The 23,192-nt window shown below is 51.2% G+C and carries 14 protein-coding genes and 1 pseudogene; 9 read left to right on the top strand and 6 right to left on the bottom strand.

Annotated features, from left to right (window positions below):
- The 8 genes from K5R89_RS23270 to K5R89_RS23225 all read left to right on the top strand — a co-directional run bounded on the left by K5R89_RS23270 (nt 1) and on the right by K5R89_RS23225 (nt 16,843).
- Complete coding sequence (locus tag K5R89_RS23270) at nt 1-711, top strand: C40 family peptidase (RefSeq protein WP_117022629.1); 711 nt, start codon at nt 1-3, stop codon at nt 709-711.
- A 60-nt stretch (nt 712-771) separates the two neighbouring features.
- On the top strand, nt 772-1,449 hold the full coding sequence (locus K5R89_RS23265) for a PDZ domain-containing protein (protein WP_159227515.1): 678 nt from the start codon (nt 772-774) through the stop codon (nt 1,447-1,449).
- 46 nt (nt 1,450-1,495) lie between these two features.
- On the top strand, nt 1,496-2,098 hold the full coding sequence (locus K5R89_RS23260) for a tail assembly protein (protein ID WP_117022627.1): 603 nt from the start codon (nt 1,496-1,498) through the stop codon (nt 2,096-2,098).
- Nucleotides 2,099-2,159: 61 nt separating this feature from the next.
- Nucleotides 2,160-14,318 (top strand): carbohydrate binding domain-containing protein, encoded by a 12,159-nt coding sequence (locus tag K5R89_RS27605; protein WP_227601702.1) that lies wholly within the window; start codon nt 2,160-2,162, stop codon nt 14,316-14,318.
- Between the two features lie 3 nt (nt 14,319-14,321).
- Entirely contained in the window at nt 14,322-14,630 is a 309-nt protein-coding gene (locus tag K5R89_RS23240) for a hypothetical protein (protein ID WP_141407584.1), read from the top strand.
- A gap of 2 nt (nt 14,631-14,632) precedes the next feature.
- Nucleotides 14,633-15,280: a hypothetical protein gene (locus K5R89_RS23235; RefSeq protein WP_060577940.1), complete on the top strand. Its 648-nt coding sequence runs from the start codon at nt 14,633-14,635 to the stop codon at nt 15,278-15,280.
- A 103-nt stretch (nt 15,281-15,383) separates the two neighbouring features.
- On the top strand, nt 15,384-15,617 hold the full coding sequence (locus K5R89_RS23230) for a cor protein (RefSeq protein WP_117022625.1): 234 nt from the start codon (nt 15,384-15,386) through the stop codon (nt 15,615-15,617).
- Between the two features lie 77 nt (nt 15,618-15,694).
- The gene (locus K5R89_RS23225) at nt 15,695-16,843 is read left to right on the top strand and encodes a tail fiber domain-containing protein (protein ID WP_117022626.1); all 1,149 of its coding nucleotides are present in this window, start codon (nt 15,695-15,697) and stop codon (nt 16,841-16,843) included.
- 72 nt (nt 16,844-16,915) lie between these two features.
- Here K5R89_RS23225 and K5R89_RS23220 read toward each other — a convergent pair whose 3' ends face one another.
- Together K5R89_RS23220 and sopA are read right to left on the bottom strand one after the other, a co-directional pair.
- A complete protein-coding gene (locus tag K5R89_RS23220; RefSeq protein ID WP_087749700.1) occupies nt 16,916-17,893 on the bottom strand; it encodes a ParB/RepB/Spo0J family plasmid partition protein in 978 nt (325 codons plus the stop codon).
- A gap of 2 nt (nt 17,894-17,895) precedes the next feature.
- The gene (sopA, locus tag K5R89_RS23215; protein WP_023339381.1) at nt 17,896-19,059 is read right to left on the bottom strand and encodes a plasmid-partitioning protein SopA; all 1,164 of its coding nucleotides are present in this window, start codon (nt 19,057-19,059) and stop codon (nt 17,896-17,898) included.
- A 707-nt stretch (nt 19,060-19,766) separates the two neighbouring features.
- Between sopA and K5R89_RS23210 the strand changes: the two genes are divergently transcribed.
- Nucleotides 19,767-21,689 (top strand): protelomerase family protein, encoded by a 1,923-nt coding sequence (locus K5R89_RS23210; RefSeq protein ID WP_060577966.1) that lies wholly within the window; start codon nt 19,767-19,769, stop codon nt 21,687-21,689.
- Between the two features lie 54 nt (nt 21,690-21,743).
- On the opposite strand, the gene K5R89_RS23205 is transcribed toward K5R89_RS23210, so the two are convergent.
- From K5R89_RS23205 to K5R89_RS23190, 4 genes and pseudogenes are all read right to left on the bottom strand, one after another.
- On the bottom strand, nt 21,744-22,523 hold the full coding sequence (locus K5R89_RS23205; protein ID WP_065519960.1) for a Bro-N domain-containing protein: 780 nt from the start codon (nt 22,521-22,523) through the stop codon (nt 21,744-21,746).
- Entirely contained in the window at nt 22,520-22,750 is a 231-nt protein-coding gene (locus tag K5R89_RS23200) for a hypothetical protein (RefSeq protein WP_040108080.1), read from the bottom strand. Before K5R89_RS23200 ends, K5R89_RS23205 begins: the two co-directional genes overlap by 4 nt.
- Nucleotides 22,747-22,911 (bottom strand): host cell division inhibitor Icd-like protein, encoded by a 165-nt coding sequence (locus K5R89_RS23195; RefSeq protein WP_032413547.1) that lies wholly within the window; start codon nt 22,909-22,911, stop codon nt 22,747-22,749. Before K5R89_RS23195 ends, K5R89_RS23200 begins: the two co-directional genes overlap by 4 nt.
- 14 nt (nt 22,912-22,925) lie before the next feature.
- A pseudogene (locus K5R89_RS23190) lies at nt 22,926-23,090 on the bottom strand (ash family protein); the annotation flags it as partial.
- Between the last annotated feature and the right edge of the window lie 102 nt (nt 23,091-23,192).

Raw genomic sequence — 23,192 nt, 5'->3', positions numbered from 1 at the left:
ATGCGTCAGAAAACGATTAAGGCCATCCAGGAACATGCGGCCGCAGAATATCCGCGCGAGGCCTGCGGCCTCGTCGCCCAGAAGGGCCGAGCGGAGCGTTATTTTCCCTGCCGGAACCTGGCCACAGAGTCGAAAGATAATTTTGTGCTGGCGCCGGAGGATTATGCGGAGGTTGAGGAATGGGGAACGATCACCGGTATTGTTCACAGCCATCCTGATGCCACCACCCAGCCGAGCGAACTGGATAAAGCGCAATGCGACGCAACCCTTCTCCCCTGGCATATTATCAGCTGGCCAGAAGGCGATCTCCGTACCATTCACCCGCGTGGTGAGTTGCCGCTCCTCGAGCGACCATTCGTGCTGGGCCACTACGATTGCTGGGGTCTGGTGATGAGCTATTTTCGGCAAACCCACGGCATCGAGCTGCACGATTACCGCGTCGACTATCCGTGGTGGGAAAAGGAGTATCCCGATAATTTTTATCAGGACTGCTGGTATGAATGCGGGTTCCGTGAGTTTAATGGTCCACCGCAAGCAGGTGATATGGTGATCATGCAGGTGCAGGCGGATAAGTGGAACCACGCCGGAATTCTGCTGGAAGGGAATATGCTGCTGCATCACCTGTATGGCCATCTCAGCAAGCGTGTACCGTATGGTGGATACTGGATGGAAAGGACGATGAAGATTGTTCGATACAAAACATTAACTTAGGCTTTATATATCACTTCTCTTTGGTACCATCTAACTTCCTTTACTCATGGGAATATGGATATGAAGAAAGTAGGTATTTTTTTAGCCACATTGGCACTAGCAGGATGTGTATCAAACTCAGAAAGACAAAAGCAGCAAGCTGAAATTGATAGAACCACGCCATACTGTTCATCCCAAAAACAATGCGATGCGGCTTGGGCTGCAGCAAGACAGTGGGTGAATCAGAATTGTGGAATGAAAATCCAGAACTATAGTAGTGATTATATAGAAACATACAATTCCCCTGCTAATAGTGCATCAATTGCATGCCAAGTAACCAAAAATCCTTTGCCTACAGGTGCTAGCTCAATAAACGTACGTATATCATGCTCAAATATGTTTGGATGCGTTCCTGATGTATATCAGGCTGCTATTAATTTCAATAAATATATTAATGATTATATTGAGAAATTTGCACCAGTCAGAATGGGTTTTATGGCAAGAATGTCTGACACCAAGGGGAATGAGGTACAAAACACGTCTTATTCTGCAGGGATGTTAATAAAAGGTGTTACTAATGGCGGTCCTGCTTATAAAGCAGGTTTACGTGATGATGATATTGTCACAGCGGTAGGGAATGATGCGGTGCGAAGCCAGTACGACTTGACCTCGGCGATGGAAAAATATCACTTAGGGGATAACGTGAAAGTCACCATTTTAAGGAATGGAAAGGAATTAATTAAAGAAGTGCATCTTTAAAAATTATAGGCCTGATTATATTCAGGCCTTCATTTTTGGGGTATATATGAAAGAAACAATGACAAGGATTGAGCTTTCTGGCACCTTGGGAAAAATGTTTGGAAAAGTTCATCATCGATTGATTTCTACTACGCATGAAGCAGGTATAGCGTTAGCAAATACGATACCGGGTTTTGAAAAATTCATGATATCCAGTGAAGAACGCGGATTAACCTATGCGGTATTTAAGGATGAAAAAAATATAGGTCTAGATGACTTAGGATTCCCCATAAACGGGGAAGTAATTCGCATTGTCCCTGTAGTCATTGGTAGCAAAAAAGCGGGAGTATTGCAGACTATCCTTGGCGCAGTAATCATAGCTGCTGCCGTTATGCTTGGACCTGCCGGCGCCGGTGTTTTAGTCTCAGGTACTGCGTGGAATATTGGGCTGGCTGGCGGTGCCATGATGCTCGGCGGCGTTGTTCAGATGCTTTCCCCACAGCCAGCAGGCCTGGCACGAAAAGAATCCGCTGACAATAAAGCGTCCTACGCCTTTGGGGGCGTGACGAACACTGCCTCTCAGGGATACCCAGTCCCTTTGCTTTATGGCAAACGCCGAATTGGTGGCGCCATTATATCTGCTGGTATTTATGTAGAAGACCAGCAATAAGTTTTATTCAGTAAACCATCCAATCCAGGCCACCTTGCGGTGGTTTTTTTATGGGCGTAATATGGCAAATAACATAATTAAAGGGCGCAAGGGTGGCGACTCAAAACCGCGTACACCGACGGAACAGCCGAATGATTTACAGTCCGCTGCGAAAGCCAAAATTCTGATCGCATTAGGTGAGGGGGAATTTGCAGGTGGTTTAACTGGGAAGAATATTTATCGCGATGGTACCCCGCTTGAAAATGCTGATGGTTCGCAAAACTTCAGTGGCGTGTACTGGGAATTTCGCCCCGGTACGCAGGCTCAGACGTATATTCAGGGTATTCCCGGTACTGAAAATGAAATAAGTGTAGGAACGGAAGTTTCCAGCAAGACAGCCTGGACCCATACCTTTACCAATACCCAGCTATCCGCCGTTCGCGTCCGCCTGAAATGGCCGTCCCTGATGAAACAGGAAGATGACGGCGACGTGGTGGGCAATACCGTTGAGTATGCGATTGACCTGCAGACCGATGGCGGCGCCTGGCAGACGGTACTGGAAACCGCTGTCACGGGTAAAGCCACCTCCGGCTATGAGCGGAGCCATCGCATTGATCTGCCCCAGGCCGGCAGTACCTGGACGCTACGCCTGCGTAAAATCACTCCGGATGCGAACAGTGTCAAAGTCGGCGACGTGATGACGCTGCAGAGCTACACCGAAGTGATTGATGCCAAACTGCGTTATCCCAACACCGCGTTGCTTTATATCGAGTTCGACGCCAGCCAGTTGAATGGCAGCATTCCGCAAATTTCCTGTGAGCCGCGTGGGCGAGTGATTCGTGTGCCGGATAACTACAATCCGGAAACTCGTGAATATACCGGGGTCTGGACCGGCGGGTTTAAATGGGCCTGGACGGATAACCCGGCCTGGATCTATTACGACATTGTTACAGCTGACCGTTTTGGTCTCGGTAATCGTCTGAGCAGCGCCAATATTTCGAAATGGACGTTGTACCAGATTGCACAGTACTGCGATCAGCTGGTTCCTGACGGGCGTGGTGGTGACGGCATGGAGCCGCGCTATACCTGTAACGTCTATGTCCAGGAACGCAACGATGCTTACACCGTGCTGCGAGACTTTGCCGCCATTTTCCGGGGCATGACCTGCTGGAACGGTGAGCAGATTGTTGTGCAGGCTGATATGCCGCGTGATGTCGATTTTACCTATACGCGCGCCAATATTGTCGGCAAACCCCGTTATTCGAGCAGCAGCAGCCAGGTTCGGTACACCAACGCCCTGATTTCCTGGTCTGATCCGGATAATGCTTATGCTGATGCAATGGAGCCGGCGTTTATCCCGGAACTGGTTTCCCGCTACAGTTTTAACCAGCTCGAAATGACCGCGATTGGCTGTACGCGCCAGAGCGAAGCCCACCGTAAGGGGCTGTGGGGCATACTGACCAACAACAAAGACCGGGTCGTTGAGTTTGATGTGGGGCTGGACGGTCGCATTCCTCAACCCGGTTATATCATTGCCCTGGCGGATGAGTTGCTGGCCGGACGGGTCAACGGCGGGAGAATCAGTGCGGTGAATGGCCGGGTGATTACGCTGGATCGAGATGTGGATGCCAAACCTGGCGACCGTCTCCAGCTAAACCTGCCATCCGGTATCTCACAGAGCCGGACCATTCAGGCTGTTAACGGACGCCGGCAGATTACGGTCACAACGGCGTACAGTGAGACACCAGAACGGGAATGCGTCTGGGCCATTGAATCCGATGACCTCTTCCTGCAGCAGTACCGGGTTACAGGGGTAAAAGAGAACAGCGATGCCACCCTCACGATCACCGGCGTGGCACATGATCCGGATAAATTCGCCCGCATCGATACCGGCGCTATTATCGACCAGCGCCCGGTTAGCGTATTGCCGGCGGGCAACCAGTCACCTCCAGAGGATATTGTCATCACATCCCGCTCGGTCGTGAATCAGGGGATCAGCGTCGAAACGATGCAGGTTAACTGGTCAGCGGTCAGCGGTGCTATTGCCTACGAAGCGCAGTGGCGCCGTAACGACGGGAACTGGATTAATGTGCCGCGCAGCTCGACCACCTCGTTTGAGGTCAGCGGCATTTATGCCGGTCGTTACCTGGTTCGCGTCTGCGCGATCAATGCGGCGGAGATCTCGAGCGGCTGGGCGTATTCCGAAGAGAAGACCCTGACCGGGAAAGTTGGCGAACCGCTGCCGCCGTTGGCGCTGACAACCGTTTCACTGACCGCAGGTATTGAAATCCGCTGGGAGTTTCCTGCAGGAGCAGAGGATACTCAGCGTACTGAACTGCAGTACAGCCCGAACCAGAACGGCAACGGAGCACTGCCGCTAACTGATTTGGCGTACCCCGGTAAAAAGTATCAGCAGATGGGCCTGCAGATTGCCACGCAGTTCTGGTACCGCGCGCGTCTGGTTGACCGCCTGGGCAATGCCTCGTCATGGACCGACTGGGTGCAGGGAATGTCCAGCGATAACGTCAGTGATTACTTCCAGCAATTGGATGAAGCCATTAAAGATACGGAAACGTATCAGTCACTGGTGAAAGAGATTGATACCCGGGCCGTGGCCGAAGAGGTGGACTCGGCAATTGAAGCAGCGAAAAAGGACGTTGCTTCACAGGTAACGGATGCGAAGCAGGAAGCGCAGCAACTGGTGCAGGAAACCAGAAATGACATCGAACAAGCCCTGGCGGATGAGGCGCTGGCGCGGGCCAGTGCTATTGCTCAGGAATCGGCTGACCGGACAGCAGCCATCGCGCGCGAGTCGGCTGAACTGTCTGATGCCATTGCCCGGGAGTCTGCTGACCGGGCAAACGCTATTGCACAGGAATCGGCTGAACTATCGGATGCCATTGCCCGGGAAGCAGCTGATCGAGCTTACGCGCTGGCAGATGAAGCCCGGGCCCGGGCAACGGCGATTTCAGATGCCGTGAAGGATGAAGCTGCTGCCCGGAGTAAGGCTATTGCTGACGAAGCACAGAAACGTAACGATGCTATCGCTGCAGAAAATGCCGCCCGAGTGAAAGCCGTATCTGAGCTTGACACCAGAACAGCCGATGCACTGGCAAATGAAACAGCTGAGCGTATTAGTGCGGTGTCCAGTGAAGCGAAAGCGCGTGCGGATGCATTGTTGAATGAGGAGAATAATCGCGAAGCCGCGATCCGTTCCCTCAACTCACAGCTGCAGACGGCTACAGAGTCACTGGCACAACAAATCTCCCAGGTTGCCGCCGGTACGGGCGAACAGTTTGATCCTCTGAATATCTGGTATTTTGATACCAGCAATGAGGGCTGGACCGAAGATGACAATGGTTACACGCCAATGCTCGTCACGGATGATGGATGGTTGAAAGCGGATAACGGTACTTCCAGTGCCCGCTCCCCGAATGATTTGGGCATCGATGCCGCCGCCTACCGCTTCATCAAGCTTCGCCTGAAAAAAGTCGGTAACCCGGCATGGAATGGACGCCTGCTCTGGATTGGCGCGGACGAATCCGGCTGGGATAATGCGCGTTCAGTTGTGATTGATGAGCCGGAATATGACGTTAACGATACGGCGACGGTCACGCTGCATGATATTCCGTGGCTGCCATCGCAGCGCATCCGTCGTTTCCGTTTAGATCTGGCGCAGGGTCAGAATGAAGAGAATTACTTCTTAATTGACTGGCTGGCCGTGGGACGTCCGACGCCGGGGGCCGGCATGGCCGCGCTGCAGAACGAGCAGCTTGCCCGGACGCAGGCGGACGCGGCAGAGGCGGCAAACAGACAAGACCTGGCTGTTCAGCTGCGAGGCTCGTATGACGGAAATGATCTGACCAAAGTCAGTTCTGGTCTGATTTATCAGGAACAACAGGCACGAGTCACAGGGGACAAGGCCGAAGCTTCCGCCCGACAGTCTCTTGAGACCCGGATCAACGACAGCCTGTCAACGATAAACCAGTCCCTTGATACGCTGAATACAGCCGATGAGGCGATGGCATCCGACATCACCGGCCTGAAGTCATCCCTGGCCGGAAAGGCCGATGCGTCGGCGCTGACGACGCTGAAAACGCAGGTTACCACGCAGGGGGACACGTTGGCTTCTCAGGGGGCCAGTCTCACGAACCTGCAGAATAGCCTGAACCGCCTCAGCAGCGATGTGAGCAAAAAAGCAGATGCTGCCGCTGTCCAGTCACTGCAGAATCAGGTAACTCAGCAAGGTAAGGATATCACTGCCGCTAACAGCAGCATCACGAACCTGAAAACGTCGCTCGATACGACTGACAGCAATGTGGCGAAGAAGGCTGACGCGACGACAGTCAGTGACCTGACATCCCGTGTTACATCCGCGGAAGGAAAAGTGTCGAGTCAGGGCAACAGCATTACCCGGCTGAACAATTCGCTGAACAATGTTATCGCGGATTCCGACGCTGCTTCCGCCATTCCAGGCAACCTTATCGTCAACCCGTCCTTTGAACGTGGAACGGACGGGTATATCGGGGTTAGTGCACAGAGCACGGTGGTGGCAGTACAGGCGCCGCGAACCGGTACACGTGCACTAAAAGTTGATCCTGGCAGTGTTGCCCCGGGTCAGACTATCGACTTTGTTAAGGGTCGCACTTACGAGGTAGGTGTTTGGGTTAAGCAGATCGCGGGCACGACGGACAATGGCGCCGGCAACAATAAGTTAAGAATCGGCAACAGCGCAGGTAATCCAGTACTGGAGGTTCCGTATACCGGAGCTGGTACGGACTGGACAAAATACAGTAAGCGCTGGAAAGCAACGGAAACAGCCCGCCTTCCAGTAACACTGAATAACTACCTGACAGCCGGAAATCGTTATTTTGATGACTTCTATGTCATCGATGTGACAGACAGCGTCAATATAGACGCCAACGCCTCTGCTATCGCTTCAGTCCAGAATACGGTGACGCAGCAGGGTAAGGATATTACGTCACAGTCATCCAGTATCACAGATCTGAAAAACAGTCTAAAAACGACGGATGCGAACGTTGCGAAGAAAGCTGATGCTGCCGCTGTACAGACGCTGCAAAATACGGTGGAGCAGCAGGGCAGAGATATCACCACTGCATCCAGCGATATCTCCGGTCTGAAAAACAGTCTCAGCACGACGGATGCGAACGTGGCTAAAAAAGCGGATGCTTCTGCCCTGGGCGCGCTGCAGAGCACCGTGACGCAGCAGGGTAAAGATATTACGTCTGCCGGTAACAGCATTACGCAGCTGCAGAACAGCTTAGCCTCAACAAACAGCGCGGTGAACAAAAAGGCCGATGCTCAGGCATTGTCCGCATTGACCGGACGCGTCTCGGATGCCGAAGGGAAGCTCTCCTCTCAGAGCGATCAGTTGTCCACGCTGGAAAATTCCCTGCGTCTGGGGAGCCTGATTTCAAACGGCAGTCTGGACAACGACGCCACCTTCTGGGCGGACTCCGGCTCAGGCTCTGCGTTTGTATATGAGGCCGCCGAAAAAGCGCTGCGCACCACCACAGGTTCTATCCGGATCGCCAACACCACACGTATTCCTGTGGAAGTCGGGATGACGCTGACACTCAGCTTTGAGTTTAAGACGACAGAGACCATTTCGGCCATTTCGTCTGATTCGGTGGGTTTCATTACGGACCTGAACGATCAAACGAACTGGCTGGTTTCCCAGGCATCATGGCTTACAGCGGTCACGACAGAATGGCAGCGACAGACCCTGACATTTACGATCCCCGATAAATTCACCGGGCAGTATGTTTACCTTCGTTTTGCTGCGGGGGGCTGGTCTCCGTCGAACAGTGCCCGGCTTTACCTGAAAGATATCGAGGTTTATTCCTCAACCGGGATCGCCGGAAAAGCAGATGCCTCTGCAGTGAGTGAACTCTCTAGCCGTGTTGAGACGGCGGAAGGGAGCATCACTTCTCAGGGTAACAGTCTGACGAATCTGCAGAACAGCCTGAACACCACCAACGCAAATGTCAGTAAGAAAGCCGATGCAAGCGCACTGCAAAGTCTGCAGAACACTGTGACACAGCAGGGGAAAACGCTCTACTCTGCCTCCAGTGATCTGTCTTCCCTGAAAAATCGCCTCGACACCACCGACGGGAACGTGGCGAAAAAAGCCGATGCCACTGCTTTGCAGGAACTGAAAAGCACGGTGGAGAATCAGGGCAGGGCGCTGAACAGCCAGAGCTCACAGCTCGTGACGCTGAACAACAGCCTGTCCGCCACCAGGAACGATTTGAGTAAGCTGGCGGCGGATGTTGATACGGCCGGGAAAACACCGGGCAACCTTCTTTCCAACGCCAGCTTTGAGCGCGGTACAGAAGGCTGGAGTAACGACGGCAATAACTGGCAGGTCTATGCCGCACAGGGGCCGCATACCGGGAAAAACATCATTCGCATGATCACCGCCGGCGATGCGATGCTGACGCAGTCTTTTGTCGTTAAAGGCGGGCGGACGTATCGTGTTGGCGCATGGGTACGACGTAATGCCGCTGTCGTGATTGCTAATGCCAGGAATACCAAAATCAGCCTGCGTGACGCGAACAATGTTGAAGTGAAAAACGTTCTGCTGACACTGGAAAATATGGGTAATGCCTGGGCGGACGTAAGTCTGGAATATCGTGCACCGGCAGACGCCACCATGCAGATTTCACTGCGCGCATCGCTGAGTGCGGGTGAGGTCTACATGGATGATGCGTATGTCGTGGATATCACTGATGCGGTTAACATTGATGCCGCCGCTGCGGCGACCACTGCTCTGGAAAACCGAGTTTCGAAAAACGAAAGTGCGATAACCAGCCAGAGCACCAGTCTGACGAATCTGCAGAACAGCCTCAACACTACCAACAGTAACGTCAGCAAAAAAGCTGATGCGACGGCGCTGACGACGCTTCAGAACACGGTGAAGCAGCAGGGGGATTCATTATCGACCCAGAGCGGCACCCTCACGAAACTGCAAAACAGCCTGACGACCACGCAGTCAGATCTGGATGCCGCAAAAGCGACACTGGCGAAAAAAGCGGATACCGCAGCCCTGTCTTCTTTACAGAATACCGTGTTGCAACAGGGGAACACGCTGACCTCTCAGGCTTCTCAGCTGACCCGGCTGAACAACAGTCTGACAACGACACAGTCCGGGCTGGATGCCGTGAAAGCTGATGTGGATGCCAGCGCGCCGGGAAACCTGCTGGTAAACAGTACATTCGAACGTGGACAGGATGGCTGGAACGGCTGGACTTCTCAGGCCTCCGTTGTTGAGCTACAGCAACCACGTAGTGGGAAAATGGCGCTGCGTCTGGCACCTGCTTCCGGCACAGCGGCATTGCAGCAGAATATTTCGGTACTGGGTGGTCACACTTATGAGCTTTCCGCGTGGACGAAAGTGGCCGCAGGCACCACTATGGCGCCCGGCTCTGCGGGCAATAACAAATTACGTATCGGGAACACTGACGGATCAGCGGTAGCGGATAAGCAGCTCGATCCTGCTACGATTTCCACGACAACGTGGCAGCAGACCACCCTGCGTTATAAGCCGGCGACGGACCGCATCATCACTGTCGGGCTGATGTATTACCTCAGTGCCGGTATCCAGTATTATGACGACGTGACATTCACTGATATCACCGACCGCATTGATATCGATGCGAATGCGAACGCAACAAGTAATCTGGATTCACGGGTGACCGCGGCAGAGGGGAAGGTCACATCTCAGGGGAATTCCCTTGTTTCACTGCGTAACGACCTGACGGCAGTACAGTCTGATATCACGAAGAAAGCGGACGCCTCCGCCCTGCAGAATCTGCAGAATACCGTGTCGCAGCAGGGGGATGCCCTCAGCTCGCAGAGCGATCTGGTGACGATGCTGGAAAACAGCCTGTCGGAAGGCAGTCTGATTGGTAACGGCAGCCTGAAAACTGATGCCTCGCTGTGGGAAGATTCAGGTACTGGCTCGGGGTTTACCTGGGATGCGAGCGAGAAAGCCATCCGGACGACCACGGGCTCTGTCCGGGTGGCGAACATCACACGAATTCCTGTGGAAGCGGGTGTCTCTCTGACGGTGACGTTTGAATTTAAAATGTCGGAAGCCATCACGGCGTACAGTTCGGACACGGTCGGGTTTATCGCCAGTCTCAGAGACCCGGTAAACTGGCTGACCTCACAATCCCCGTGGCTGGACGGCGTCACCACGCAGTGGCAGAGCCGGACTGTCACGCTGGACATCCCGGCAACCTTCACCGGACGCTATGTTTACCTGCGTTTTGCAGCCGGCGGCTGGTCTCCGGCTAACAGTGCACGACTTTACCTGCGGAACATTGATGTCACCTCGGCTACGGGCGTGGCGAATAAAGCGGATGCCTCGGCCGTCAGCAGTCTGTCCGGCCGGGTTGATACCGTTGAGGGGAAAGTAACGTCTCAGGCGTCTGATTTGACGAACCTGCGTAACAGCCTTAACACAACTAACAACAATGTTAGTAAAAAGGCTGACACCACCGCGTTACAGAGTCTGCAAAACAAAGTGGAGCAGCAAGGGAATGATATCTCTTCTGCCGGCAGCAAAATTACTGAACTGAATGCCGCGATCCTTGCCGCGAAAGCGGCCGGGGATGATTACATCCCGAATCCGTCGCTTGACCCGGCTTATAACCGCATGGGGTATACCGTGCAGGCCTCCGACGCTGATGGCGTTCCTGCAGGGTGTCCGTTTGCATATGTGATCCGTCTTGCCAGTCGTGACCATATTCCCGTCATCAACAATATTGCCGTCACACCGGGCGACGTTTTTGAAATGTCTGCGCTGGTTGCGTGCGGTGCAGGCAGTGCCGACTTTAATTTTTACATCGGTCGGGCAACCACCGTTACCGGCGATGTCAAAGCGAGGTCCTCCGGTGGCAATACAAAAGCCACAGCAGCATGGACGCGCGTGACCTGGCGCTTCACCGTACCGTCCGACACGAATCTGATGCGACCGTTCCTGCAGGTGAACCAGAGTTCTCCGTTCGGCACCATCTGGTATGCAACTGACTGGCATCTGCGCAACGTGACGGCGGCAAACAAGGCACAAAATACCGCTGACAATACCGCCTCTGCCGTTGAGTCTCTGACGACGAAAGTCACCCAGCAGGGTGATACGCTCAGCAGCATCGGGAGCCGGACCACGAAGCTGGAAAATGGGCTAAAAACGACGAATACCAGTGTCAGCAAAAAGGCGGATGCGGATACCGTTCAGACACTGCAGAACACGGTAACGCAGCAGGGTAAAGACATCACGGCGGCGAACAGCGCAATTACGAAGCTGACCGGCGATCTGTCGACGACGAATGCCAATGTCAACAGGAAGGCCGATGCAACGGCGCTGTCTACGTTGCAGAACACCGTAACGGATCAGGGCCAAAAGCTGGCCTCTCAGGGCAGCAGTCTGACGCAGCTGGCAAATACCCTGAGTGATGCCATGACCAGTCTGGCCGCGGATGGCAAAATTCCGGGAAACATGATCTCCAACGGGTCATTTGAACGTGGTCAGGATGCGTTTACCGGATGGAACAATGTGACCTCAGTTATCGACGCTCAGTCCCCCAATTTTGGCAGCAGGATTTTGATGTGTGCTGCGGGGCTTGCCGGGATCACACAGAAAGTGCCTGTCGTCAAAGGCAACACCTATAAAATCGGCGTGTTTGCCCGCGCTCAGGCTGGTTCGGTCATGCAGGACGGAAACAATAACAAACTGCGTATTGGCGGCACGAGTTTGCTGTACGACCGCCAGTTTGACACCGCGAATCTGCCAACCGGCTCATCATGGGTTGAGCTGACCGGCACATGGAAGGCGACGGTCGACGGGATGGTCGATGTGTCGATCTATTCGTCCCTTAAATCCGGCGCACAGTATTTCGACGATTTCTATCTGGTCGATGTTACGGATGAGGTGAATATCTCAGCCAATGCCGGGGCTATCAGCGGTCTGACTACGCGGGTGACGAACGCGGAAGGCAAAGTGACAAGCCAGGGCAACAGCATCACCAGCCTGCAGAACAGTCTTAATACGACCAACAGCAACGTCAGTAAAAAAGCAGATGCAGAAGCACTGCAAAACCTGAAAAACACGGTGACGCAGCAAGGGAAGGATATCTCAACCCAGAGCAGTAATATCACCAGTCTGCAGAACGGCCTGAACACGGCGAATGCCGGCATCGACAGTCTGGTTGCCGATAATGACGCGTCGAAAAGATTCGTCGGTAACCTGTTGGCCAACCCGTCATTTGAGCGCGGTCTGACCGGATACAGTGGCGGTGGTGCTTTTATCACGGTGATTGATGCCCAGTCACCCAACACCGGCAGCAGGATTTTGTCCTGCGGTACGGGGACTGGCGCAGTCTCTCAGTCCGTGGATGTCACAAAAGATCGCACCTATAAAATCGGTGTTTTTACCCGCTGTCAGGCTGGTTCCGTTCTCGATGCCCAGGGTAATAATAAACTGCGTATTGGTAGCAGCAGCCTGTTGTATGAACTGCAGTTCAGGCCTGCCAGCTCATCATGGGTTGAGCTGACCGGTACATGGAAAGCCACGATAACGGGCAAAGTGGATGTCTCGATCAATTCCTCACTCAAATCGGGTAATCAGTATTTCGATGATTTTTATTTCATCGATATCACTGACAGAGTGGATCTCGATGCGACAAGCAACGCGGTCAGTAGCCTGACTTCCCGCGTCACGAATGCAGAAGGGACGATTTCAAGTCACACCGGCAGCATTACGAACCTGAATAACAGTCTCAGCTCGCTGAACAAAACCGTTTCCGGGAAAGCGGATACCAGTACGGTACAGGCGCTGCAGAATACCGTGACGCAGCAAGGCAAAGATCTGGATGCAAACGCCAGCAGTCTCACATCCATTAACGCATCTCTGAGCACGCTGCAAAGCCAGGGATTAAATCCCTGGGTGGACGGTTCATTCGAGTCATATGCTGCCGGTAAGAGCCTCTATGGTGATACGGCCATAGTAACGACAGACGTTTCCCGTAACGGGTCGAAATCTCTCAAAATCACCCGCAAAGCGGGCGAAACCGGCAACAGTGATAAAATGCTGGGGAAATGGCTATCTGTTCGAGGTGGCGGTAAGTACCGCTTCTCCCTCTGGGCATATATGGACAGCGATATGTCGGCGCCGAACGCATGGAGTGCAATTGTTGGCCTCTATGCGCGCGGTGAGAATGGTGGAGCCAATCAGTGGCCGGGCGCGGTTACCATAAATGAGACGAACATCACCCGTGGGAAATGGACATTCCTGACAGGAGTCGCCAGCGTGGCCGCCGACCGCAGTATCGCTCAGATGTGGATTTCCACTCGCGGTCCATCGGGCGGCGCCGGGTTCTCGCTGTATTTGGATGATATCAATATTGTCGATGTGACCGATGCTCAGGCAGCGCAGACCGATGCGAGCGCGGCAGCGAATGCGGTGACGCAGCTGACAGCGACGGTCAGTCAGCAGGGACGTGACATCACCGCACAGGCTAAGCAGTTCACGGAGCTGCAGAGCAGCCTTAACAGCACTGATGCCCGTATTGCCCGGCAGGACGAAACTATCGCAGCCAATGGCCTGGCGATGGCGAATGGTTTTAACCAGATGCGCAGCATGATTGGCGACAACAGCGCCGCGATCACCACTACGAATAAAACCGTTACCGACCTGGAAAAATCCACGACGGAAAGTATGACGCAACTGACGTCGCAGGTAGGGGACATGTCGGCCTCTGTCCAGCAGACGGCATCGACTGTGGCAGATCTGAACGGGAAACTGAGTGCGCAGTGGGGAGTGAAGGTTGGCACGTCCTCCGGCGGTAAACACTATGTCTCCGGTCTTCAGCTGGGGATGGATGGCAGTGGCCAGTCACAGTTTCTGGTGCAGGCTGATACGTTCGGGGTATATGTCCCTAACGGCGATAAAAGCAATCTGGTCTTCGGTGTCGACGGGAACGGTGCCTATATGCAGCAGGCTATGGCCAGGAACCTGACGATTAACTTTGGCCAGATTTCTGACAGTCTGCAGTCGACTGACTACCAGCCAGGTTCCACTGGCTGGCGTTTGCCTAAAAGCGGTGCTTTTGAGATGAACGGTAATGTCCCAGGAGAAGGACGCGTTCAGCTTGATTCTTCTGGTCTGGCTGTTTATGACCAGAACGGTGTTCTGCGTTGCAAAATAGGGAGAATTTGACAGATGGCTTTTGGCTATAACGCATGGGATGCCAATGGTGTCCCAAATAACTATGGAATCAAGCCTGTATCTGTTACAGGCTTTGTTTTTATTGACGTAAATCAGAAATCAGGACAATGGGAGTTTTCCATTCCGCAGGGAAGAAATATGTCGTTTTTCTTTGTTGGGAATGGGGACCAGCCAGGATCATCACGTCGGCGCATTACTCAATCGGGAAACGTGATCACCATTTCTGATGCCAGTGATGAGGATTTCTCCGCAGGAACCTACCCGGCGACTCGCGGGTTTATCATTGTTCAGGTAGTGAGGTAGGGATGAGTTATGGTGTCACGCTTACTGTACCCAGCGGTGAAATGTGGGTTACTCCGGATAGTATTCCGCTAGCGCTGTATTCGAAGCAGGAAATAACGCTTAGGGGAGGGACAAATTCTGATGAATTCAGAGCGGTAACTTATGACCAGACAAAACCAATGATAGCTTTTGTCTGTTTCACTAACGGCCAGGCAAAAGCTAATACCGTTTATAATGGAAACGAATGTCGGGTAGTGTTTTCCTACGGAAGCCAGCAAGCCAGGGCAGAAATTTATTTCTTCACCATATTTCCACAACCAAAGCCAGACTATGGTCTGGCAATTTGGGATGCATCAGGGACTCTTGTTCTAACTGATAAGACAAGGATACTAACGGACGTGCAAAGCTACGGTGAAGGATACAATATAAACATAACGAATGAGGGGAAATGGGCAGTCTCCCCGCTGGCCCTAGGTCTGGTTGTTGGTGTGGTTAATGATCCACTGCCGAGGCCATTTCAGGGGGAGTATCATGCTTATGCCATTTTTAACGGGTCAAGTACCAATATTAGGGGTATGGTGACGCAGATGCCTGGAGGTAACATATCGGGAGTAACGTACCTTAATATGCGTAATCATTGTCTTGCTATTGAGTGTTCTAAATATGACTGATCTGTTTAGGCGATCAATAATCAAAGTTTGATTTGTAATGCCAATTATAAAATAAAGGTTCGTGCTGATATGGTTTAAACTCACAAGAAAAGATGGATAAAAAATGAAAAAGCAACTCCTTTGTGTGATTTTCCCTTTCGTGATATCTGGATGTTCCGGTGTTCTTGATAAGCAACTGCCGGTATGTGACGCTGTTGCGAATATAGGTGGGCAGCAATCAACAGTGCAAATTTATGGCGTCAGAAAGGAGGCTGGGCAGACCCAATATATGGCGGGTTATCCATTTAACTGGCGATGGATAAACAAGAATAATTTTATTAGTACAACCTGTAACTGACGATATGGTTACAGAAAAGGCCCCGACTTCCGGGGCTTTTTTTTGTCTGAATCGCAGTGCAGAGGGAATAATATACTATGGCTATTATCAGTGACGAATTAGCGAACAGTATCCAGAAGTGTTTCGACCGCACCTATGTAGATTTAGCGAACCAACAACAATTTTTATTCGGCGCCGGAGATGTCACGGTCACGAAACCGGACGGAACAACGGGGACGGTAAAATCGTGGGCGCAGTTCCTCAGCGAATACAGTTCCCGCCAGACTGCTATCGATGACGCGATCACAGCAGCAGGGAAGAACGTTGCCAGAACGTCATCAACCAACACGTTCACGCAGCCTCAGACATTCAGCAATGGCGTCACATTCAGCGCCACAATAACCGCTGCTGGGCAAATACTCCGGAATAACAGCGGCACACAATTTACGGCGATTGATGCCGGAAGTCTGGAAATCAGCAGCGATACCACGCCCTATATTGATTTTCATCATAAAGGTAGCGTAGCGGATTATACGCACCGGATTATCACGGAAGACGGTGCGCTGGCCGTCTACCCTGGCCTTCGTGTTCGCGGTGGTTTTGGTGTATACGGTATAGGTACAGTTTACGGGGCAAACTACGCAAATGCGATGATTGCAAAGTTAGAAAATGACCCATCTAACGCACCCGTTGGAGACATTATCGCCTCTCCACGTTTCATCGCTCGTTTCAACACCCGTGGCTCAGACTCACACGTAGACGGCGGTCAGGGTGGCGTATGGTTTGAAGAGAACGTCGGATACAACCACCGTCTTGTTCTTATGTGTGCAGGATTTAATGCCAACGTTCAATACTGGCAATTTCTGGCAGACGGCAGGATTTATAGTAGCCAGAACGGAAACGTTCAATGGCAAGGAACATCCGATGCACGCCTGAAGCACGATATTGAACCTACAGATGGCCAGTTGTCTGTCGAACGTATCCGCAAGCTGGAGTTGGTCACGTTCGTCTATAACGATGACGAGCAGAACAGGACACGGCGGGGGATTATCGCTCAGCAGGCACAGAAAGTGGACCCGCAGTACGTTAAGCAGGTGAACACGTCATACATGAGGAACGGTGAGCAGGTAAACGACGATCGCCTGCAATTGGATAATAACGTGATCATGATGGACACACTGGCGGCGGTAAAAGTACTGCTTGAGCGAGTAGACGAACTAGAGGAGCGATTATCGGCACATGGATAAAATAGTGAACCATATAACTAACCAACAACGTAATTAAAATTGAAAGCCCCCCTGTTTATCAGGGGGCCTTTTTTATTTTACATTTTCCGTTTTTTCTAACTCAGACTGGAGCAATGCTTCTATTTTACTCATTAAGTCTGGAGAAATTTTTCGGTTATCTAATTTTAATGTGACGTAGTTACCTTTGTATTTCGCAACAACCCCATCACCATACCGCTTCTCAGTTTTTTGTGTATCAGCTGCATTTGTCGAAATGAAATCCTGCAGGGCTTGGATGATTCTCGTTGGTTCGAATATTTCACCATTTTTCTTCATGCGCAGCAGCTGTTGTGCGGCGTCTAGCATGGCTTGCTTATTCTCTTGGTACACCTTGAATAAGTCGTGACCGGCGCGGGCTGATAGTTCGCCAGGATGCTGGAAAATAGCAATGATATCTTTAGGCAGGCCCGCCGTACTTATACAGCGGGTAATGATATTTCGGTCAACCCCCTCGGCCTCCGCTAATGCTTTGACGTTGCCATCGAAATCGTTAAGACGGCGCTGGTATTTTTTTCCACGCTCATATGCACTGGTTGGCCGATAGTCGTTGCCCACTTGCGATAACCACTGCATTTGTTCATCGTCGAGATCGCCGACTAATACGCGGTAGTCACAGCCAGTAATTATGGCCGTTTTACGGCGCCGGGAACCATCAGCAACCTCTATGATGCCTGCAGTTTTGCGAGCGAACGCCGGGTTCTGCTGCCCCGAAGTGAGGAATGACGGAACGAGATCGGCCAAGGACGTTTCGTTGAGCAGGTCTTGATCACGTTCATTACCGAGCCAAACCATCGTCGCCATTTCAACTTTATCCGCTGGGATAGTTTCCAGCTTAAAGTTAACGTTACGTCCACACACAGGCAGCATAATACTGTTTCCCGATAATGAACTAAGTTGGCGTTGCAAATCACCCACCATCGGTGACACAGGCTGTGATGCGGGCGCCTGGTGCGTCTTGCTCATAATGCTGTCGATGTTGGGGGCATTTTTTAAAATAGAGCGCTGTTTCACAATTAGTCCTCCCAACGAGGTTTAATCAAGTCATCGAAAATTTCTTGGCAAACAGGCTCCCAAATAGAGACTGCATTTCGCCATGCATTAAGCGTTGAACGCTGGTTCGCGGCCTGTTCAAATACTGTGCGCATTTTTATTTGGCCCTTTCCTACTTCATCCGTCACTCGGACAACCTGACGCAGGACCATCGATCCCCATGTATTTCTGATTTGCTCTTCCATCCAGCGCGATTGGTTACCAGTGGTCAGACTGTATTTCGTTAGTAACAGCCGTACAACAGGCTCAAAACCACCTAAATCAACGGTTTTAAGAAGGTCCAGAAGCATGGTGAAGAACTGCAGAACGGATGAATAATCAAATAGCTCTGCAGGGGTAGCCACGACGATAATATCGGCTGCGCAAACAACATTAATCGTACCTGTCCCTAAGTTTGGAGCGCTATCAATGACGATGATGTCATAGTTATCCCATACGGATTCGATAGCGGCCCGTAGCATCAGATGCGGAGGATGAGGTAGTTTTCCTTGGGCATGGTATTGCATCAGATCCGTTTCGATACGGTGCAGCGCCAGGCAACTGGGGATAATGTCCAGACCTGGCCAGCAGGTCGGTTTTATAGCGTATTCCGCATTATCACGCTCACCAAGGTAAAACGGGAGCAAAGTATCCTCGGCATGGATATGTAAATCCGGTACATAGCCGTGATACATCGAGGCGGTCCCTTGCGGATCGTTACCTTCAATGAGTAGCACTCGGTGACCTTGCAGAGCTAACCATTGAGCTTCATGCACTGCAGATGAGGTTTTATAAACGCCGCCTTTGTGCGACATAACAGCTAACACAGCTGGATTTTTGTCTGCAGGCCGTTGATTCGGATTGCCGAAAATGCTGCGCATATGGCTAATCTGGTCGATGGTATAGCCGGCGCGACGTTCAACGCGGCCGCGTAACTCAAAATCAGGTGGTGGTAGTCGCCCATTTTTTTCAGCATCCCTAATTGCTTGCGGCGAAACGCCGATTAAATCAGCAACCTCGGTTATCCCCCAGCGACGAGTGATACGGCGAGCCTCGGGGCTATCATCACCAAATTGAGCTATAGCAATGGCCTGCGTCATCTCCTGCCCGCGGCTGATACATTCATGCAGTAAATTAATAAGCGACATTCCAATCCCCCTTGAGGAGTAATTTTCCTTTATGTTTTTTATCGTACTTTATGTATTTAACGCAAAGCAACGTAAAAAACGCAAAGTTCATGATAAAAAGCAAAGTTTATGATTTAACCAACAGAAACAGGCTTTTAGCGTGCTTAGCCAATGCATTATGAGTAGAAGGTAAGTTAGAAGAAGAAGTGTAAAACCTAACTTTATGTTTTTTATAGATAAAATTGTTATTTATCTTCAACTCTATCGGAAGATAACAGGCTGCTTTCGAGGCCCTTTTTATCTAAAGGACATCAACCGATAAACAGACCACAACAACGTAACACTATCAGATAACATAAACACAAAGAAAACTATAGGCTTCCTCATTCCTTAACTTGATCACCAAAACTCACATCATAACACAATCGCATGTCATAGGTTAATCACAACAATTGAAATCGTAACCAATTCAGAGAACATAGTCAAGCATCATAACACAACGGCGTTACATATCAGAACACAATAGCCCATTATACGCGCGTATAATGGGCTATTGTGTGCTGATTATCGTAACACAGTCGCACATTGATTTGCGTATGAATCGTAATGGTGTTATGTTATGTTTCTGTAATTGTGTTATGATAATCGTGGCGTGGGATTGCGCTTTGATTGTGTGATGTTTCTCAGTTTGTGTTATGATGATTAAGGGCGAGAACAGGAGGTAGGCCATGCGTAAGGTGAAGATTGGTGAGCTAATCAATTCGCTTGTGAACGAGGTTGAGGCAATCGACGCCTCAGATCGTCCACAAGGCGAAAAAACAAAGAAAATTAAAGCCGCTGCTATAAAATATAAGAATGCATTATTTAATGATAAAAGAAAGTTTCGCGGGAAAAGCTTAGAAAAAAGGATTTCGGCTAATACTTTTAATGCCTATATGAGCCGGGCAAGGAAAAGATTTGATGATAAATTACATCATAACTTTGAAAAAAACGTAATAAAATTATCCGAGAAGTATCCCTTATACAATGAGGAATTATCCTCATGGCTTTCTATGCCTGCGGCATCAATTCGACAAAATATGTCAGCTCTGCAAGCCAAGCTAAAAGAAATAATGCCATTAGCAGAAGATTTATCAAATATAAAAATCGGTGCGAAAAACAGCGATGCTAAGTTAGCCAAACTTGCCAATAAATATCCAGAATGGCAATTTGCTATTAGTGATTTAAGCAGTGATGATTGGAAGGGTAAGCGAGATTATCTTTATAAACTCTTCCAGCAAGGCTCTTCGCTTCTGGAAGATTTAAACAATCTGAAAGTAAACCATGAGGTCCTCTATCACTTGCAGCTTAGCTCTGCAGAGCGAACCTCCATCCAGCAGCGCTGGGCCAACATACTCAGCGAGAAAAAGCGCAACGTGGTTGTGATTGACTATCCGCGCTATATGCAGGCTATCTACGATATAATCAATAAACCTATATCTTCTTTTGATTTAACCACCCGTCGTGGTATGGCCCCTCTAGCGTTCGCGCTTGCGGCGCTATCTGGTCGACGAATGATTGAAATCATGCTTCAGGGTGAATTTTCCGTCGCAGGTAAATATACAGTAACATTCTTAGGGCAAGCTAAAAAACGCTCAGAAGATAAAGGTGTATCAAGAAAAATATATACTCTTTGCGACGCTGATTTATTTGTCAGTCTGGTTAACCAACTTCGTTCCTGCCCTGCTGCTGCGGATTTTGATGAAGTGGTTAAAGGGTACGGGGAAAATGATACTCGCTCTGAAAATGGTCGTATTAACGCTATTCTAGCGACAGCGTTTAATCCGTGGGTAAAAACTTTCTTAGGCGATGACCGCCGCGTTTATAAAGATAGCCGCGCTATTTACGCCCGCATTGCCTATGAAATGTTTTTCCGCGTTGATCCACGGTGGAAGAATGTCGATGAGGACGTTTTCTTCATGGAGATCCTCGGTCATGACGATGAAAACACCCAGCTGCACTATAAGCAGTTTAAATTGGCAAACTTCTCCAGAACCTGGCGCCCACATGTTGGCGAGGAAAATACCCGGCTGGCAGCGCTACAAAAGCTGGATAGCATGATGCCAGATTTCGCCAGGGGCGACGCAGGGGTTCGTATTCATGAGACCGTGAAGCAGCTGGTGGAGCAGGACCCATCAATAAAAATTACCAACAGCACCCTGCGACCGTTTAATTTCAGTACCAGGCTGATACCTCGCTATCTGGAATTTGCTGCGGATGCCTTGGGTCAGTTCGTCGGAGAAAATGGCCAATGGCAGCTGAAGGATGAGGCTCCAGCGATAATCCTGCCTGATGAGGAAGTTCTTGAACCAATGGGTGACGCCGATCTCGATGACGAAACCCAAGACGATGAAACGCTGGACGACGATGAGATCGAGGTAGATGAAAGTGAAGCCGTAGAGCCGGAGGAACCGGAGGAACCGGAAGACGACGAAGAGGCTGAGAAGGCAGAGAAGCATCCTGCGAAGCCAAACTTTAAAGCGCCGAGGGATAATGGTGATGGCACCTTCAAGGTGGAGTTTGAGTTCGATGGCCGTCATTATGCATGGTCCGGTGCCGCCGGCAATCGGATAGAGGCAATGCAATTCGCCTGGCATGCCTACTTCGAATAACAAAAAGGCCACAGGTTATCGCCTGTGGCCTTTTTAGCTTCCTGCTCTATAAAATCAGGAGGAGATAGCCGGGGGCGTTAATTTCGTGGATAGCGTCTCCAGCTTACTGATGGCCAGCTCAAAATGCGCTGGCAGCACCTTCTCCATTTCCGTATTGATATCAGTGATAGGCAATTCTTCACACGACATACTCTGGCGCCCGCCACGAACTACCTCGCGCAGCAGCTCCCGTTCGTAAACTCGCATATTACCTAGGGCAGTTTCTGCCGCCGTTAATATTCGGCGTAATTCGGCAATGATAGCCGGCAGATCGTCGACCGTAATTGGGTTAGGTGATGGATTCCTGCAGGCACGTCGCAGCGCCAGCCAAACACCACTGATCCACGCGTTTCGATACTGAAAACTTTGGGCTATATCGTTTATCAGGCCGCGTAATTCTTCCTTTTGCCGCCAGTCCAATGGTTCGCCGGCGCTTTTTGGGGTGGTTTCGACGTAGCTGTATTCACCGTTTTTCCGGATGGCTGGCAGGACTTCGTTGGTGACCCACTTGCGGAACCGCCAGGCCGTCGTTCCCTGCTTCACCGCATCGCGGCAGCGGAGGATCAGAGTGTACAGGCCGGACTCAGAAATAATCGAGACCTTCTGGTTGCCACCAGGGGTGTAAGTTGAACTTACTCCCTTTTCATCATCGTCCAGCGCGTCAAGGGACACGCGAGAGTTGGTTAACCTAAGAGCATCACAAACATCCTTGGCCACAAACCACGGATTACCATCAATCATAATTACCCGAACAGGGTGCGCTTCCTGAAACGAGAAAACAGAGAGTGCGTTCATTCGGCCTCCCTGGTGGTCAGCTCCGCGGACAGAGAGGAGGAGCAGTTACGGGCTTCTTGTACCAGCTCACGGGCTAACTGGAGCAATTCCGCTGCCTCCTGCATATACAGCGAGGCCTCATAGCTGGAGATCGTCCGGTGGGCAGAGGAAACCAGCGCTTCTATCTGCGCCAGGCGCTCCTCAATCGACTCAAGCAGGCCCTGGGTGTTTAGCTGCACCTGATTCATGCGGCCACCCCGCTAACCCGGATACGGGCTGACAGAACAAGAACAAAACGGCTGGCGAACTGACGACGGGCTTCACGCTCGGATGAGGCGATGGTGGACAGATGATGAATATGGGATTTTTTATCGGTACGGCAGATCGCCGCGAACTTGAATTTGAACATGGTATGCACTCCGTTTAATGAGTAGTGCTACCACCAGAGTTCTCACGCTCTAAGGGGGTGGTAGCCCAGACGGGGGTGAGAATACCGGTAAACGAAGAAACCGGCCCGACCGTAGTCGGCCCCGCCTGAGCCACCATAATTCGGATGTACGCAGGTACAGGCACAAAAAAACACGCTGGCGCGTGTCGTGCGCTTCGTTTACACGGGTTCTCACGCCCGGCTACAGATTTTGCTGCAGCGGGCTAACTTTACCGCCAAAACGCAACGCACGTCAATAAATT

Origin of the sequence: Klebsiella sp. TF21-TM (assembly GCF_019753495.1) — a bacterium.
Classification (GTDB): Bacteria; Pseudomonadota; Gammaproteobacteria; order Enterobacterales; family Enterobacteriaceae; genus Klebsiella; species Klebsiella quasipneumoniae.
Note: the sequence above shows the minus strand (reverse complement) of the source record. Positions and strands in the feature narration are given on the sequence as shown.

Bases quoted from the DNA above. Each gene is read 5' to 3' on its own strand.
- K5R89_RS23240 (WP_141407584.1), top strand. From the start codon at position 14,322: ATGGCTTTTGGCTATAACGCATGGGATGCCAATGGTGTCCCAAATAAC.
- K5R89_RS23230 (WP_117022625.1), top strand. From the start codon at position 15,384: ATGAAAAAGCAACTCCTTTGTGTGATTTTCCCTTTCGTGATATCTGGA.
- K5R89_RS23210 (WP_060577966.1), top strand. From the start codon at position 19,767: ATGCGTAAGGTGAAGATTGGTGAGCTAATCAATTCGCTTGTGAACGAG.
- K5R89_RS23270 (WP_117022629.1), top strand. From the start codon at position 1: ATGCGTCAGAAAACGATTAAGGCCATCCAGGAACATGCGGCCGCAGAA.
- K5R89_RS23265 (WP_159227515.1), top strand. From the start codon at position 772: ATGAAGAAAGTAGGTATTTTTTTAGCCACATTGGCACTAGCAGGATGT.
- K5R89_RS27605 (WP_227601702.1), top strand. From the start codon at position 2,160: ATGGCAAATAACATAATTAAAGGGCGCAAGGGTGGCGACTCAAAACCG.
- sopA (WP_023339381.1), bottom strand. From the start codon at position 19,059: ATGTCGCTTATTAATTTACTGCATGAATGTATCAGCCGCGGGCAGGAG.
- K5R89_RS23235 (WP_060577940.1), top strand. From the start codon at position 14,633: ATGAGTTATGGTGTCACGCTTACTGTACCCAGCGGTGAAATGTGGGTT.
- K5R89_RS23260 (WP_117022627.1), top strand. From the start codon at position 1,496: ATGAAAGAAACAATGACAAGGATTGAGCTTTCTGGCACCTTGGGAAAA.
- K5R89_RS23195 (WP_032413547.1), bottom strand. From the start codon at position 22,911: ATGTTCAAATTCAAGTTCGCGGCGATCTGCCGTACCGATAAAAAATCC.
- K5R89_RS23205 (WP_065519960.1), bottom strand. From the start codon at position 22,523: ATGAACGCACTCTCTGTTTTCTCGTTTCAGGAAGCGCACCCTGTTCGG.
- K5R89_RS23200 (WP_040108080.1), bottom strand. From the start codon at position 22,750: ATGAATCAGGTGCAGCTAAACACCCAGGGCCTGCTTGAGTCGATTGAG.
- K5R89_RS23225 (WP_117022626.1), top strand. From the start codon at position 15,695: ATGGCTATTATCAGTGACGAATTAGCGAACAGTATCCAGAAGTGTTTC.